Raw genomic sequence first — 14842 nt, 5'->3', positions numbered from 1 at the left:
CTTGACTATATATCTCTAAAGCGTTCTACTTTGAGGTGTCGGGTACGACAACGCCCGTGGCGGCTCGCCCGAGAAGACGTTCCCTTTTGCGTGGCGTCTTCGCCTTTCACCGCCGGCCACGGCAGCGCCGAGGATCGTGCACCACCCCCAGAGGAGAGACAATGCCGCACATCGCCATGTCCCCCGAGCTGGCTCCCGGAACTCCCGGCCTGTTCCAGTACCGTCCCGAGACGGGGCGCCCGCTGGCCGAACTCGCCGAGGTGCTCCTGCGCAACCCGCACTCCCTGAGCCGAGGTGACCGCGAACTGATCGCGGCCTACGTCTCGATGCTGAACGACTGCCACTTCTGCAGTTCCGCGCACACCGAGATCAGCGCCGCCCAGCAGAGCGGCGGCCGGGCACTGGTGGACAAGGTCATCGACGACGCCGCCAGCGCGCCGATCTCCTCCAAGCTCAAGGCGCTCCTGGTCATCGCCGGCGCGACACAGCGCGGAGGTCAGGAGGTCACCGAGGAGATGGTGGAGACGGCCCGCCAGGCCGGCGCCACGGACACCGAGATCCACGACACGGTGCTCATCTCCGCGGCGTTCTGCATGTTCAACCGCTACTGCGACGGGCTGGCCGCGATCGTCCCCCAAGACCCCGCCGCCTATGTCGGGATGGCTCAGATGATCATCAACGACGGTTACCGGATGTGCGCCACCGGCCACTAGGGCCGGTCAGACGGCGGCCGCCCGGTTCACCGCGTGAGGTCGGGGCGGCCGCCATCGGTCACCAGAGTTTCGATGAGCACCTGGAAAGGCTGAGATGAGCGAATCAACTCGGCACAGCGTCCGCCTCACTTCTCTCTCACCCGGCGCCGGATGTGCCTGCAAGCTTCCTCAGGCCTCCCTCGAACAGCTCATGGGCGATCTCGGCCCGATCATCTCCACGTCCGGCACCGACCTGCTCGTCGGCCTGCCCGAAGGCGACGACGCCGCGGTCCTGCGGCTCAACGCGACACAGGCCCTGATCTTGACCACGGACTTCTTCACCCCCATCGTCGACGATGCCTACGACTGGGGTCGCATCGCCGCGGCGAACGCCCTGTCCGACGTCTACGCGATGGGCGGCCGGCCCCTCATCGCGCTCAACCTGGCCGCCTGGCCCGGCGATGACCTGCCGATCAGCATGCTGGCGCAGGTCATGCGCGGCGCCGCGGCGGTGGCGGCCGACGCGGGATGCACCGTCGTCGGCGGCCACACGATCGCCGATCCGGTGCCCAAGTACGGCATGGCGGTGGTGGGCATCGCCGACCCGGCACGCCTGTTCACCATCGACAACGCCAGGGCCGGCGACGAGCTGATCTTGACCAAGCCGCTGGGAACAGGGGTCGTCGTCACGGCGCTGAAGCACGACGCCGCCCACGCCGACACCGTCGAGAGCGCCGTGGCCTCCATGGCGGCGCTCAACGCGGCGGCGAGCGAGCTCGCGCTGGCGGCCGGGGTCCGAGCCGCCACCGACGTGACCGGATTCGGACTGCTCGGGCACCTGCGCAGGATGCTGAGAGCCAGCGGCGTCGCCGCGGAGGTGGACGCCCGCCGAGTGCCCTTCCTGCCCGGGGCCTGCGAGCTGGCCGCCAAGGGATTCGTCTCAGGCGGTTCCCGGGCCAACATGAGCTATCTGGCGGACTGGGTGCGCACCGATCCGTCCGTCGAGGAGGAGATCTCGGTGCTCCTGCACGACGCGCAGACCTCCGGAGGCCTGCTCATCGCCGCGCCCGCACCCGCGGACGGCCTGCTGGAGCGACTGCGGGCACAAGGGCTGCCCGCCGCGCTGATCGGGCGGGTGATCGCCGGGAACGCCGGACACATCACCGTGCGTGGCGGCCCCTCCTGACGATCCACGCGGGCCTCATGAACCATCCCCATATGCTGCGAACTGGCCGGAGGTAAAGGCGATGAGTGGCGATCCGCGCCGTGCCCTGCCGAAGATGGACGTCGTCCTGGCGCATCCCCGGATCGCCGAGCAGATGAGCAGCTGGGGACGGCCGCTCATGACCGAGATGGCCCGGCGGGCGCTGGAACAGGCCCGCCAAGGCGTCGCCGAGGGCCGTGCCCTGCCCTCGCTCGACGACATCGCGCGGACGGCGGCCAGATCCGTCGCCTCCCTCACTGCCGGTCGGCTGCGCGCCGTCGTCAACGCCACCGGGGTCGTCCTGCACACCAACCTCGGGCGGGCGCCGCTGTGCGCGGCGGCCAGGGAGGCCGTCAACACCGCGACCGGATACTCGACGGTGGAGTTCGACCTGCGGACCGGAGGACGCGGCAGGCGGGGCGCCACCGCCAACGCCCTGCTGCGTGAACTCACCGGAGCGCCCGGCGCCCTCGCGGTCAACAACGCCGCGGCCGCCCTGTTCCTCGCCCTCGGCGTTCTGGCGCGCGATCGGGAGGTCCTCGTCTCCCGCGGCGAGCTGGTGGAGATCGGGGGGGAGTTCCGTGTCCCGGCCATCATGGAGGCCGCGGGCGTGAAGCTCGTCGAGGTGGGCTCGACGAACCGCACCCACCTCGCCGACTACGCGAACGCGATCAGCGAGCGGACGGCCCTGCTGATGGTGGTCCACCCCTCCAACTACCGCATCGAGGGATTCACCGCGCAGCCCGCCCTGACCGACCTCGTCCACCTGGCGAGGAAGGCCGGTATCCCGTTGCTGCACGACATCGGATCGGGACTTCTGCGCGGACACATGGGTGATGAGCCGACGATCGAGGAGAGCCTGGCCGCCGGAGCCGATCTGGCGGTCTTCTCCGGTGACAAGCTCTTCGGCGGCCCTCAGGCGGGCCTCGTCGTGGGCCGGCCGGACCTGGTCGAGCGATTGTCGCGCCATCCCATCGCGCGCGCGGTGCGCATCGACAAGCTGACCCTCGCCGCCCTGGAGGCGACACTGCAGACACACCTGTCGGGCCGGCTGGAGGAACTCCCCGTGTGGCGGATGCTCACCCTGCCCCTGGGGGACGTCAGATCCCGCGCCGAACACATGGTCCGGGCCCTGGGCGAAGCCGCCTCGCTGGGGGAGGGCGCCAGCGTGGCCGGTGGCGGCAGCCTTCCCGGTGAGGGCATGCCCAGCGTGCTCGTCCAGATCGATCCGCGGCCCGTGACCGAGACCGTGGTCATGGCCAGGCTGCGCGCCGAGGACCTGCCCGTCATCGCGCGAGCCGAGCGGGGACGTGTCGTGGTGGACCTTCGCACCGTCTTCCCCGATCAGGACGAGATCCTGCTGCGGAGCCTGCGACGCGCGATCGGGCACTGATCCGGACATCCGACGTCGGTGACCGTCTCGCGAGCGTGGCGGGCCTCGCCGTGGTTCGCATGCTCGCGCGTTCGCGCGCCACGCGTCGGGGAGACGGCAACATCCTCATCGAGGTGGCGGAAGGCGCAGAGGAACACACCCGGGCGAGCCTTCACCCGCGATCAGGGCGCGGGCGATCGGTCAGCCCGGCGTGCGCGCTCTCATCTGACGCGTGCTCGCGTCCACCCGGACGGTGTGGCCGCGGCTGTCGAGGTACTCCAGCAGCGGGATGGCGACACGGCGGGAGGTGCCCAGGGCGCTCCTGGCCTCGCTCGCGGTGAACGGCTGCCGCAGCCGGCTCAGGATCTGCACGGCCCTGCCCTCCGCCTCGACAGGAAGGACCACACCTTCGGCCAGCCGGAGCAGGGCGCCCGCCCGCGCGGCGGTGATCACCGACTTCGAGGTGAAGCCCAGGCCGGCGAGATGCGCCGCCTCAGGGGCCTTGAAGGGGGCCGCCTCCAGCTCTTTTTCCAGACGGCGCACGGCCGCGGCGAGAGAGGCGGGCAGCGTGGGCGCGGCGGCGGGCCGGTACACACGGCCGCCCTCCATCCGTAACGGAGGCCGCACGAGGGCCTCCACCAGGCGCCGGTCGGGCAGGTTCAGCAGCTGCCTGGCCGACTCGACCGGCAGGCCCGGAGCCAGGGAGTTGCGGTCGGCGTAGGCGTTGACCGTTTCGGAGAGCTCGCCCGCCAGGGAGTTCCAGCGGACCGGGTCGACCAGCCAGTCGCCGACCACGGGCCCGTCCTCGGGTTCGCAGCCCATGACGGCCAGATCGGCTCGTTTCAGGAAACCGTGCCTGCGTAGCAGCGCGCCTCCGGTCGGCCGCTCGGGCCATCCGGCCAGCTCGCGGGCCGCGGCCGCGGCCGCACCGCGGCGGTTGAGCGGCGGGGGCCGGACGTCCAGGACGGTCAGGCCCGCCATGCGGCGAGAGCCGGGGTCTCGCATGATCGCGCGATCTCCGACGTGCAACGGCAGCGGTGTGGTGAGCGTCAGCCGGGCGGTCTCGGCGCCGAGGCGTCGCAGGCGCACCGCGGTCGCGGCGGAGCCGATGTGCAGGATGGACTCTCTTCCGAGGTCGTCGGCGCCGGCGCCGCGCAGACGGACGTCGACGGTGCTCGTGGCGCTCCAGCGGTCCGGTGACACCAGCGCCATACCGCGTGCGACGTCCGTCAGCTCGGCCCCTTTGAGGTTCACCGCCACGCGGGCGACACCGGAGACCGAGGAGAGACGTTTCTTGAGCGATTCCAGGCCGCGGACCCGGACGCGACGCCCGGAGGGGGCCAGGACCAGCTCATCACCCACCGACACGGTGCCGGCGGGCAGCGTGCCGGTGACGACCGTGCCCATTCCCCTGATGGTGAAGGCCCGGTCGATCCACAACCGGACAGGCTCCTCGGCCCGCGCGGGGGGAAGCGCGGTGACGAGCCTGTCCAGCGCCTTGAGGAGGTCGTCGATGCCCTCTCCCGTCGTGCTGCTGACGGTGACGGCCTCGACCTGGCCCAGGCAGGTTTTGGCGATCTCCGAGGCCGCCTCCTCGACCGCGAGCAGGGGATCGGCGCGATCGCATCGGGTGACGACGAGCAGCCCGTGTCCCAGCCCCAGCGCGTCGATCACCGAAAGGTGCTCGGCCGACTGCGGCATCCAGCCCTCGTCCGCGGCGACCACCATCATGACGGCGGGAACCGGGCCCACACCGGCGAGCATGTTGGTCACGAAGCGCTCGTGGCCGGGAACGTCGACGAAGGCCAGCGGCCTGCCCGAGGGCAGTGTCCGCCAGGCGAAACCCAGGTCGATCGTGAGGCCTCGCCGGCGCTCCTCGGCCCAGCGGTCGGGCTCCATGCCGGTGAGGGCGCGTACGAGCGTCGACTTTCCGTGGTCTACGTGGCCTGCGGTCGCGACTACATGCATACGCGCTTTCCCATCGCTCAAGGAGTGACGCGACGATCTTTGGCGGAGGCGAACGGGAATCGAACCCGCCAGCGACGTTAACGCCGCCCATCGGTTTTGTAGACCGGGAGGGCCACCAGGCACCTAACGCCTCCAGCACCTAACTAATAATATCTGTAGCGTACTGTCAACCGATTGAGCTCTGGAACTTCCTCGCCCTCTTGCCGTCCGGCCTTGATGTGGCTATTCAAAGGGAAGTTTGTGGAGAAACGATCTAAGGGCCTCCCGCGGGGAAATTTTCTCGGCCGAAGTATTGACTATATGAAGTTAAAGTAATCAACTATGGGTGACGCCGATGCTCAGGGTCGCTGAGCGCGGCCCTCGCCGGATCCGGCAGCTGCGGCGGCATCCGGAGACTCCACTTCGAGAGGCGTCCTGATCAGCCGAGAACCCAGGTTGGGAGAAAGACATGACCATCGCGGACAGCCCCCTGTCGACGACATCCCCGGACGTTCGCCCCCTGCTCGCCGACTACCGCGAGCGGTTCGTCCCCGTGGCAGTGGACTACCTGGAAAGGAGGATCTCCGCGAATGAGCTGCGCCGGCTCTGGAAGCCTCACTACCTGGGCCCGTTCCACTCCTACGACCTCACGGTGGAGCGGTCCTGGCGGGAGGCGAGCGGCTCGAAGGGCGTGATGGAGTCGGGGGCTCCCAAGGCCGATCCCAGCTTCGAGACGCCGCTCAAGCACTTCCCGGTGAGCATCGCCTACAACAACCTCGATCGCCTGATCGAGGTGCTCGCGATCGAACTGGGTGACCAGACGGTCGACAAGACCAAGGTCCGCGAGCGGACAGTCGACTTCGCGCACGTCATCGACTCACTCGATGTCCTCATGGCGTCACTTGACAACTAGTGGGTGACGCCGGGCAACCACGCTCCATCGCTCTCACTCGAAAGGTTGAACTGTGAGCGAACCTCAGGGAATCCTCAGACAGCTCCTCGACAGGGGCATCGCGTCGGATATCGACGACGCGACGCTCTCGCCGGCGGAGGTTGTCAAGGGTCACGAGTCCGCGTGGGGAGGGCCGGGTAACCTCTACCCGATCCGCCCGTACACGCTGACACCGTCGGCCCTCGAGTCCTTCACCGTCCGCGAGCGCATTCACGTGCGCATCGACGGTCTCGGTGAGGACATCGTCGACCTCCACGGCATGGCGATCTATCGTCGCCACGACCCGCACGCGGCCGAGGGCGTTGCCCTCGACTGGGCCAGCTCGACGATCACCGCGCAGTTCCTGTCGCTTCAGGTGACGGGACACAGCGAGATCTTCGGTCAGGTCAAGGTTTCGAACTCGCCCGGAAAGGCGGAAGGAGCCCGGGTCAAGCCGAGTCCCGCCCCCGACGATGGCTCGGTGATGCCCATCAAGGACTGTATTACCATGATCTATCCTCGGTTCGAGGTAGAGCAGCTCGGCATGACCGTGGACACCGGCGACCAGGTGGTCCGTCTGGAGTCTCGGGTTGCGATGGTCCCGCCGATCGGGGACGTGTCGCGTACTTCCAAGCACTACACGCTGTACGACGGCGAAGGCCGTCGCGTCGGTGAGTTGATCGCCGCCGACATCGAGATCGGGAATCTTCTCCACCACATCCCGATCACGAGCGCGGTGGTTCCAGCCGAGCTCGCCAGAGTGCTCGCCTAGGAACTTAGGCGATGGATGACGTGCGTGTTGCAGGGCCGGCCCGGGCGAACTTTCGCGCGGGCCGGCTCGTGTCCTATGCCTTCAGCGTTGAGGCCACCATCGGGCAGAAACCGATGAGGTACCTGTTCGCGCGCCGTTTCTCCGGGCCCCCCGGCCGGGGGAGCGCGGCGACCGCGATCTTCGTGTTGAAGCCGGAGGTTCTCTTCGGCACCTACGTATGGATCGACGAGGACCTCGCTCTGGCGACCTGCTCGGTCCAGACCTACCTGCCCACGATGAGGGAGCCGCTGCAGGTGGTGGACCGGCTCGTGTTCGACTGCCTGCCCCTCACCGAGATCGGATACGTGGACCTCATGGCCTGGCCGCATCCCGCCCTGCAACCGGTCGCCCCCGGCCTGTGTGCCGATCGGCTGCCGGACCTCCTGCCCGGGGCCGAGACGCGCTGCTTTTCTGGGCCGTCCTCGATGCCCGGGCTGCGCGTCAGCGAAGTCGTCGGCGCGCGCCACGGCATGGTGCTCGCGCGCACGGTGCACGATGGTGCCCAGCAGGTCAGGCGCTGGGAACTCATCGAGCAGGGCGGGGCGGAAGAGGACCGTTTGCCCAGACGCATCAGGGTCTCGCGGTCACAGGGCGGCCACCGCAGCGATTTCGTCCGGACCAGCCCGGCGACGGCGATCCCCGCGGCGGACTTCGACCTGAGCCCGCCGCTTCTTCGCGAGGCGGTGGCGCGGCGGCTGCGCGAGGAACGGGAGTGAGCATGCCGGCCCGGCCCTCGCCCTCGCTGCTGCTGGGACGCGCCCTGCAGGTGGCCGTCCATCTTTTTCGCTTCCTGCTGCGGGTGCTCGGGGTGACCCTCACCTCGCCGGCGGCCTCCCGGCGCGAACGCGTCGCCACGGAGGTGGCACACCTGGCCGAACGATTGGGCGGGGCCTTCCTCAAGGCGGGCCAGCTCCTGGCGACCCGCGTCGACCTGGTGGGACACACCATGGCCGCCGCCCTCGGACGGCTTCACGACAACGTGCGGCCGATGAGTGGCCGCCAGGCGCTGGGGGAGGCCCGCGCCGCCTTCGGCGCGCTGCCCGCGGGGTTCGACGAGGCCCTGCGCCGACCGCCCGTGGCCAGCGGATCGATTGCCTGCGTCTACCGGGCCGAACGGGACGACGGGGAGGTGGCGATCAAGGTGCGTCGTCCTGACATCGCCCGGCGCTTCGCGGCCGACATCGCGATGTTCCGGCTGGCGGCCCGGCTCATCACCCGCCTTCCGCCTTTCCGGCGCGTGCCCATGGTCGACATCGTCACGCAGATCGGGGACTCGCTGGTCGGGCAGCTGGACTTCGTCAAGGAGGCCGACAACCTGCGTCGCCTGCGCGCCGACCTGAGCTCGTTTCCCGAGGTCGTGGTTCCCGCGACGCGCGCGGGCATGTGCGCCGGCGGGGTCATCACCATGGACTACATCAGCGGTCTCGACCGCCTGGCCGTCGACCGCCTGCCGCGGAAAACGCGGGAGGCCGGCGTGGTGATCCTGGTGCGGGCCGTCTACCGGATGCTCTTCGTCGAAGGTTTTATCCACGTCGATCTGCATCAGGGAAACGTTTATTTTCAGGCCGACGGGAAAGTGGTGATCCTTGACGCCGGATTCACGTTTCGGTTGAGCGATATGGCGAGAGGCAGGTTCACGCAATTCTTCGCCGGGATGATCCGGGGAGACGGAGAATCCTGCGCAGAGATCTTGCTGTCCACTGTCCGGAGTATTGGGAAGGACGCCGATGTGGCCGCGTTCCGGCGTGACATCGCCGATCTGGTGGTGCGGAACGCCGGTGCGGTCGCCCGCGACTTCGACCTGGCCGCCTTCTCGGTCGACCTCTTCGACCTGCAGCGCAGGCACCGGCTCTTCGCGGAGCCGGAGTTCGTCTTCCCCCTGCTGTGCCTGCTCTCCCTCGAGGGGACGGTGCGCCGTCTCCACCCCATGATGGACTTTCAGCTTGAGGCCGCGCCGCACGTCATGCACGGTTTGCTGGTCAATTCCATAATGCCGTTCGACTAAGGGCCGAAATGGGTCACGTAACGGAAAGCGGCTGTCACTCGTAGGAGTATCAGTCGGGAGTCTTGACATGTTTCGGGTCAACATAGACGATAACTATATATTTATAAAGCATTCGTCCGTTTTTCTGATATGGGGTTATTAGCCCGGACCAGACCGATCGCAACGATCTGGGAGCTTCGCATGCCCGCCCCCTCTTCCCCGCGACAATCGTCCGCCACCGCAGGCGCCGTGGCAACGCTCTGCCTGACCGCCTTCGTTGTCATGGTGGACACGACGATCGTCCAGGTCATGGCCCCGGATCTGATCGACGGTCTCGGTGCCGACCTGAACCAGGTGCTGTGGGTCGTCAACGGATTCGTCCTGGTCTACGCCGCCCTGCTCATCACCGCCGGGCGGCTGGGAGGCGTCCACGGTCCCCGGCGCCTGCTGGTGGGGGGTCTGCTCCTCTTTGTGGCCGCCTCGCTGGCGTGCGGCCTGGCGGATTCCCCCGCACAGCTCATCGCCGCCCGCGTCGTGCAGGGTGCCGGGGGAGCGATGATCGTCCCGCAGAGCCTCACCCTGGTCGCCATGCTGTTTCCCGAGCACCGCCGCGGCGCCGCGCTCGGGGTGGTCAGCGCGACCATGGCCCTGGCGGCGGTCGTCGGCCCGGTCGGCGGAGGCTTGATCGTCACCGGCTGGGGATGGCGGTGGGCGTTTCTCGTCAACGTCCCGATCTGTGTGCTGGCCCTGCTGCTGACCCTTCGCTACGTTCCCGACGTCCGTGCCGGCCGGCGGCAGGCGCTGGACCGGGGAGGTGTCGCGCTGGCGACCGCCGGGCTGACGGCGATCACCTACAGCCTCATCGAAGGACCGCGACACGCGTGGGGCACGGTCGCCGGTCCTGTCACCATTCCCATGATCTTCGTTCTGGGACTGGTGCTTCTCGCCGTCTTCGTCTGGTGGGAGCGCGGGCACGCCGATCCCCTCATGCCGCTCGGCCTGTTCGCCCACCGCTCCTTCACCGTCGCCGGCTGGCTGGCGTGTGTGCAGTTCACCGTGATGCTCGGCCTCATGCTGGTCGTCACCTTGCACGTGCAGGGCGCGCTGGGCGGCACGGCCATCGACACGGGGCTGGTCTACCTGCCGATGGCGGTCGCGGCGGGGGTGCTCTCCCCGCTGGCCGGATGGCTCACCGACCGGGCGGGAGGCTGGCTGATCATCATGGCGGGCCTGATGGCGATGTCGGCCGGCGTGGGGTGGTTCGCCCTTCTGGCCGGACGGTCCGCCACGGTGCTCACCCTGGCTCTGCCGCTGGCCCTGGTGGGCGCCGGGGTCGGCCTGGTGATGGCGCCGGCCAGTACCGAGGCCATCAAAGGCCTGCCCGCCGCTCTGGTTCCCGCGGCCTCCGGGGTACTCAACACCGGGCGGCAGCTCGCGGGCATGCTCGGTGTGGCGCTCGTCGGCGCCATCGTCCAGATCGGCTCGCCGTCCTGGCCGGCGACACCGGTGGGCCCCGGCGGCCAGGTGCGGCAGGCGCGCGAGGCGTACGCGAACGCCTTTGCCGCGGCCGAACGCTCGGCGTTGATCGTGCTGGCCGCCATCGCCCTGCTCGCCGCGTTCGGCTCGCTGCTGATCCGGCGGCGCTCACGCCCCCACGAGGTCGTCGGCTCCACGCCCATGACCACGTGATTCACCGGTTACCACCACGTCAGCTGTGCAACACCTCATCGAGTTTCGAGGAGATCATCATGCGCCAGTGCCTGGACGAGCGCCAGCAGCGGTTCCTCTCGCTGACGGACAAGGTGGTTCCGGCGCTCGCCGAACGCGCGGGCCGTCACGACCGCGACAACACCTTCCCCTTCGACGACTACAACGACCTGCGCGAGGCGGGGCTCCTGCGCCTGACCGTGCCCGAAGAGCTGGGAGGTCTCGGCGCCGGGCAGGCGGAGATGCTGCCGGTGCTGGAACGTCTCGCGAGCGCCGGCGCCGCCACGGCCCTGGCCTACGCCATGCACGTGGCACCTCTCGGCTCCTGGGCGCTGACCTGGCGGCGCACCGGTGCTCCGCCCCTCGCGCAGGTGCTCCAACTGGCGGGCCAGGACCGGTTGGTGCTCGCCGCGATCGCCAGCGAGATCGGCACCTCCAACCTCTTCCTGGACGCCAAGACCACGGCGACCCGCACGGAGGGCGGTTACCGGATCACCGGCCGCAAGAACTTCGCCACCAACAGCTCCGTCGCCACGATGTGGGCCACGACGGCGCGGTACGAGGATCCCGACCACGGGGCGCGCCTGCTGGTGTTGCTCGTGGACCCCTCGGTCCCGGGCATCACGATCGAGCAGACGTGGGACACCCTGGGCATGCGGGCCACGCAGAGCAACGACGTCGTCTTCGACGGACTGTTCGTGCCCGAGCACGGCGTCGTCCAGTCGATACCGGTCGGGCACTTCGACGCCCAGGTCCTGGAGACCATCATCTGCTGGACCGCTCCCAGCTTCGGGGCCGTCTACACCGGCATCGCCGCCGGAGCCCTGGACTGGGCCATCGCGCAGATCCGCCGCCGCGGCCTGGCAGGGGACCCGCGCGTCCAGGACGCGGTCGCGGATGTGGAGATCATGCTGGAGGTGAACCGCAGCGTGCTGCAGCGTCACGCCGCGGAGGTGTCCAGCCACCGTCTCATGGAACAGCTCACCGTCCAGGAAGGGCTGGGACGGTGCGCCTTCGTGAAGAACGTCTGCACGAACAACGCCGCCGCCATCATGACCCGCCTTCTGGACGTGGTCGGCGGCGCCGCCTACATGCGCGGCCAGCCGTTCGAGCGGATGTGGCGCGACGTCCAGGCCGGGCTGATCATGCCCATCAACAATCGCACCGGCAAGGAGCTCATCGGCGCGAGCTCCCTCGACGTGGCCGTCGCGCCCGTCGCCGACCTCCAGATGCCCGGGAGCGAGCGGTGACCAGGACACGGTTGAAGGCGGCTCTCGCCGCGTTGTCGGTCCTGGTCGCGTCCGTCGCCTGCTCGGCCGCGACGGCGGTCCGCTCCGACGGGCTGCCCGCAACCCTCCGGGTGGGGGTGATCCCCAACATCTCACCCGAGACCCAGCGCGCCCAGTACGAGCCGTTTCGCAAGTACCTCGCCGAACGGCTGAAGACCGAGGTGGAACTGTTCGTCGCGACGAACTACGCGGGGGTCGTCACGGCTCTGGCGGCCAAAAAACTCGACGTCGCCTATCTGGGCGGCCTGACCTACGTACAGGCCGAGGCACAGACGAAGGTGGTGCCGCTCGTCACCGAGGTCGACCAGGAGACGGGAACCCCGGAGTACCTGTCGGCCGTCGTCACCAAGGCCGACGCGTCCTTCCGGTCGACGAAGGACGTGGTGGCCGCCGGCGCGAAGTTCGCCTTCGGGGACGTCAGCTCCACCTCGGGCAGTCTCTATCCCCGCATCATGCTGGCCGACGCCGGAGCGCGATGCCAGGTGCGGGATCTCACCTCGTGCGCCCCGCTGTCCGCGGTCACCTTCACCGGCGGCCACGACGCGACGGCTCAGGCGGTGCTGTCGGGCAGCGCCGACGCGGGAGGCATCGAGTTGCGGATCCTGCACCGCCTGGAGAAGCAGGGAAGCGTGCCCCAGGGCGCGCTGCGGGTGGTGGAGACCCGCAAGGTGATGGGGTATCCGTGGGTCGCCGGTCCGGACCTGGGCCAGGGCGCCCGCGCCGCGATCGTGAAGGCGTTCACGGAGATATCCGATCCCCGCCTGCTGGACCTCATGCGCGCCAAGCGCTACGCGGCGGTCTCGGCCACGCACTACAACGAGGTCCGCGAGCGAGCGGCCGATCTCGGTCTGCTGACGGCTCCGTGAGCACATCGCGAAGCGGGCAGGCGATGCGCATCGAGGTGTCGAACGTCCGCGTCACGTTCACCGACCAGGCCGTCCTCGACGACGTCAGCCTGAGTGTCGCCCCAGGAGAGCAGATCGCCCTTTTGGGCCCTTCGGGAGCGGGCAAGACGACCCTCCTGCGTGTCGTCGTGGGCGCGCTCCGCCCCGAGCGGGGCGCCGTCATGGCCGACGGGGTGGATCCCTTCGGGACCCGTGCCGGCCTGACCCGGCTGAGACGCTCCATCGGATGCGTGCGGCAGCGCGACGACCTGGTCGCCGGACTCACCGCCCGCACGAACATCCTGGCCGGGGCCGCGCACGCGTGGAGGCCCGCGGACTGGGCCGCGGTGCTGGTGGGCTCCGTACCGCGCCGTTTCGCCGAGCGCCTGGGCGAGCTGGCCCGCATCCACGACATCGAGTCCCTGCTCGCGGACCGGGTCGAGCACCTGTCCGGTGGGGAGCGCCAGCGGGTGGCCCTGGCGCGGGCCCTGTTCACCCGGCCCCGGCTGTTGCTCGCCGACGAGTGCACCTCCGGCCTCGATCCGGTACGCGCCACCGTCGCGCTCGACCACCTGCAAGGCTCCGGCGCGACGCTTCTGGCGACCACGCACGACCTGAACGTGGCCAGGCGTTTCGAGCGGGTGGTGGCACTGCGGGAAGGGAAGATCGTCTTCGACGGCAAACCGCCGGACGCCGAGGAGATCGAGCGTATCTACGGCAAGAGCGCGCCCGAGGAGATACCGGTATGAGCGCGCCGAGCCGGGGCGTGGCCTGGCGTTCCCCTTCTCCCCGGCGGCCGCTGCGCTGGCTCCTGGGCGCCGTGGCCGTGGCGGCGGTGCTGTGGTCTTTGGCCGGTACCGGTGTCGGGCTGGGGTCCCTGATCGAGGGCAGGGCCGGTGCCGCGCAGCTGATATCGGGCCTGTTCCCGCCCGATCTGGACGCGGACCTGCTGAGCAGGGTGTTCACCGCAGCGGTCGAGACCCTCCAGATGTCGGTGGCCGCGCTTTTGCTGGGCGCGGTGATCGGGCTGCCGCTGGCCGTCGTGATGGCCGGGAACGTACAGGCGCCGCGCTGGCTGGGCGCCGCCGCGCGGACGGTGGCGACCCTGCTGCGCAGCGTCCACGAGCTGCTGTGGGCTCTGCTGTTCGTGGCGACCGTGGGTCTTGGCCCGGCGGCGGGCGTCTACGCGATCAGCCTGCATTCGGCCGGTGTGCTGGCCAAGCTGTGCTCGGAACAGCTGGAGGCCGTCGACCCCGGCCCGGTCGAGGCGATGCGGCTCACGGGTGGCTCCCGCTTCACCACCGCCCTGCTGGGGATCATCCCGCAGGCCCGCGCGCACCTGGCCTCCCAGGTGCTCTACCAGTGGGAGTGCAACATCCGCAGCTCGGTGGTGATCGGCTTCGTCGGCGCCGGGGGGATCGGCCAGGCCCTCGGTATCGCGCTGCACCTGTTCCGATACCAGGAGCTGGCCACCCTGGTCGCGTCGGTGGTGATCCTGGTCATCGGCGTCGACCGGATATCCAAGGTCTTCCGGAGCCGCCTGGGTGCGGCCTCCGGGCGCGCGGGCGGAGGCACACCGCATCCGCATCGATCATTTTTCGGAAGGAGCGTCCGATGAAATTCCTGTTCGTCCTGCACGACCCGCCGTACGGCACCGAGCGGACCTACAACGGCATCCGATGGGCCAGGCAGATGCTCGACGAGGACGAGAACGAGGTGAAGGTCTTCCTGTTCGGCGACGCGGTGATCTCGGCGATGGACGGCCAGAAGACGCCCAACGGCTACTACAACATCGCGAAGATGATCCGCGGCCTGGTGGACAAGGAGGCCGAGATCGGGTCCTGCGGCGCCTGCCTGGACGCGCGGGGTGTCAGCGAGGACAGCGTGGCCAAGGGGACCCACCGGTCCTCGATGAAGGAACTGGCCCAGTGGACCGCCTGGGCGGACAAGACGATCAACGTGTGACGAGCCCGGCCGGCGCCGGTCGGGCGCGCCCCCGCGGGGACGCGCCCGACCGGCGC

Annotated in this window: 14 protein-coding genes and 1 tRNA gene; 13 read left to right on the top strand and 2 right to left on the bottom strand. The window is 69.4% G+C overall.

The annotated features are described in order from the left end of the window. The first annotated feature begins 161 nt into the window (after positions 1 to 161). The 3 genes from ACTOQ2_RS24595 to selA all read left to right on the top strand — a co-directional run bounded on the left by ACTOQ2_RS24595 (position 162) and on the right by selA (position 3289). Entirely contained in the window at positions 162 to 713 is a 552-nt protein-coding gene (locus ACTOQ2_RS24595; RefSeq protein ID WP_440072803.1) for a carboxymuconolactone decarboxylase family protein, read from the top strand. A gap of 94 nt (positions 714 to 807) precedes the next feature. Further along, complete coding sequence (gene selD, locus ACTOQ2_RS24590; protein ID WP_440102524.1) at positions 808 to 1878, top strand: selenide, water dikinase SelD; 1071 nt, start codon at positions 808 to 810, stop codon at positions 1876 to 1878. Between the two features lie 61 nt (positions 1879 to 1939). Beyond that, positions 1940 to 3289 (top strand): L-seryl-tRNA(Sec) selenium transferase, encoded by a 1350-nt coding sequence (gene selA / locus ACTOQ2_RS24585; RefSeq protein WP_440102523.1) that lies wholly within the window; start codon positions 1940 to 1942, stop codon positions 3287 to 3289. Between the two features lie 180 nt (positions 3290 to 3469). On the opposite strand, the gene selB is transcribed toward selA, so the two are convergent. Both selB and ACTOQ2_RS24575 read right to left on the bottom strand, forming a co-directional pair. Continuing rightward, the gene (gene selB, locus ACTOQ2_RS24580) at positions 3470 to 5236 is read right to left on the bottom strand and encodes a selenocysteine-specific translation elongation factor (protein ID WP_440102521.1); all 1767 of its coding nucleotides are present in this window, start codon (positions 5234 to 5236) and stop codon (positions 3470 to 3472) included. A gap of 40 nt (positions 5237 to 5276) precedes the next feature. Beyond that, a tRNA-OTHER gene (locus ACTOQ2_RS24575) sits at positions 5277 to 5370 on the bottom strand. A gap of 314 nt (positions 5371 to 5684) precedes the next feature. On the opposite strand from ACTOQ2_RS24575, the gene ACTOQ2_RS24570 reads away from it, so the two are divergent. The 10 genes from ACTOQ2_RS24570 to ACTOQ2_RS24525 all read left to right on the top strand — a co-directional run bounded on the left by ACTOQ2_RS24570 (position 5685) and on the right by ACTOQ2_RS24525 (position 14786). Then, positions 5685 to 6128, top strand: coding sequence for a hypothetical protein (locus tag ACTOQ2_RS24570; protein WP_440102520.1), 444 nt, complete (start codon positions 5685 to 5687; stop codon positions 6126 to 6128). Positions 6129 to 6180: 52 nt separating this feature from the next. Beyond that, positions 6181 to 6918 carry a DUF6073 family protein gene (locus ACTOQ2_RS24565; RefSeq protein WP_440102519.1) on the top strand — a complete coding sequence of 246 codons (738 nt, stop codon included), beginning with the start codon at positions 6181 to 6183 and terminating at the stop codon, positions 6916 to 6918. A gap of 113 nt (positions 6919 to 7031) precedes the next feature. Next, a complete protein-coding gene (locus ACTOQ2_RS24560) occupies positions 7032 to 7673 on the top strand; it encodes a hypothetical protein (RefSeq protein WP_440102518.1) in 642 nt (213 codons plus the stop codon). 2 nt (positions 7674 to 7675) lie between these two features. Continuing rightward, complete coding sequence (locus tag ACTOQ2_RS24555; RefSeq protein WP_440102725.1) at positions 7676 to 8962, top strand: ABC1 kinase family protein; 1287 nt, start codon at positions 7676 to 7678, stop codon at positions 8960 to 8962. A 228-nt stretch (positions 8963 to 9190) separates the two neighbouring features. After that, a complete protein-coding gene (locus tag ACTOQ2_RS24550; protein ID WP_440102517.1) occupies positions 9191 to 10630 on the top strand; it encodes a DHA2 family efflux MFS transporter permease subunit in 1440 nt (479 codons plus the stop codon). A 59-nt stretch (positions 10631 to 10689) separates the two neighbouring features. Next, positions 10690 to 11898 carry an acyl-CoA dehydrogenase family protein gene (locus ACTOQ2_RS24545; RefSeq protein WP_440102516.1) on the top strand — a complete coding sequence of 403 codons (1209 nt, stop codon included), beginning with the start codon at positions 10690 to 10692 and terminating at the stop codon, positions 11896 to 11898. Continuing rightward, on the top strand, positions 11895 to 12803 hold the full coding sequence (gene phnD / locus ACTOQ2_RS24540; RefSeq protein ID WP_440102514.1) for a phosphate/phosphite/phosphonate ABC transporter substrate-binding protein: 909 nt from the start codon (positions 11895 to 11897) through the stop codon (positions 12801 to 12803). Before ACTOQ2_RS24545 ends, phnD begins: the two co-directional genes overlap by 4 nt. Further along, positions 12800 to 13570: a phosphonate ABC transporter ATP-binding protein gene (locus ACTOQ2_RS24535; protein WP_440072785.1), complete on the top strand. Its 771-nt coding sequence runs from the start codon at positions 12800 to 12802 to the stop codon at positions 13568 to 13570. Before phnD ends, ACTOQ2_RS24535 begins: the two co-directional genes overlap by 4 nt. Next, positions 13567 to 14439 carry a phosphonate ABC transporter, permease protein PhnE gene (gene phnE / locus ACTOQ2_RS24530; RefSeq protein WP_440102513.1) on the top strand — a complete coding sequence of 291 codons (873 nt, stop codon included), beginning with the start codon at positions 13567 to 13569 and terminating at the stop codon, positions 14437 to 14439. Before ACTOQ2_RS24535 ends, phnE begins: the two co-directional genes overlap by 4 nt. Beyond that, on the top strand, positions 14436 to 14786 hold the full coding sequence (locus ACTOQ2_RS24525; protein WP_440102511.1) for a DsrE/DsrF/TusD sulfur relay family protein: 351 nt from the start codon (positions 14436 to 14438) through the stop codon (positions 14784 to 14786). Before phnE ends, ACTOQ2_RS24525 begins: the two co-directional genes overlap by 4 nt. Positions 14787 to 14842 lie beyond the last annotated feature (56 nt).

Origin of the sequence: Streptosporangium sp. H16 (genome assembly GCF_051918855.1) — a bacterium.
Classification (GTDB): domain Bacteria; phylum Actinomycetota; class Actinomycetes; order Streptosporangiales; family Streptosporangiaceae; genus Streptosporangium.
The sequence above is the reverse complement of the archived record's forward strand: the minus strand, read 5'-3'. Positions and strand labels throughout refer to the sequence as shown.

Excerpts from the sequence above, each read along its gene's own strand:
- ACTOQ2_RS24525 (WP_440102511.1), top strand. The coding sequence starts at position 14,436 with ATGAAATTCCTGTTCGTCCTGCACGACCCGCCGTACGGCACCGAGCGG.
- ACTOQ2_RS24560 (WP_440102518.1), top strand. The coding sequence starts at position 7,032 with ATGAGGTACCTGTTCGCGCGCCGTTTCTCCGGGCCCCCCGGCCGGGGG.
- ACTOQ2_RS24555 (WP_440102725.1), top strand. The coding sequence starts at position 7,676 with ATGCCGGCCCGGCCCTCGCCCTCGCTGCTGCTGGGACGCGCCCTGCAG.
- selB (WP_440102521.1), bottom strand. The coding sequence starts at position 5,236 with ATGCATGTAGTCGCGACCGCAGGCCACGTAGACCACGGAAAGTCGACG.
- selD (WP_440102524.1), top strand. The coding sequence starts at position 808 with ATGAGCGAATCAACTCGGCACAGCGTCCGCCTCACTTCTCTCTCACCC.
- ACTOQ2_RS24595 (WP_440072803.1), top strand. The coding sequence starts at position 162 with ATGCCGCACATCGCCATGTCCCCCGAGCTGGCTCCCGGAACTCCCGGC.
- phnE (WP_440102513.1), top strand. The coding sequence starts at position 13,567 with ATGAGCGCGCCGAGCCGGGGCGTGGCCTGGCGTTCCCCTTCTCCCCGG.
- ACTOQ2_RS24570 (WP_440102520.1), top strand. The coding sequence starts at position 5,685 with ATGACCATCGCGGACAGCCCCCTGTCGACGACATCCCCGGACGTTCGC.
- ACTOQ2_RS24545 (WP_440102516.1), top strand. The coding sequence starts at position 10,690 with ATGCGCCAGTGCCTGGACGAGCGCCAGCAGCGGTTCCTCTCGCTGACG.
- selA (WP_440102523.1), top strand. The coding sequence starts at position 1,940 with ATGAGTGGCGATCCGCGCCGTGCCCTGCCGAAGATGGACGTCGTCCTG.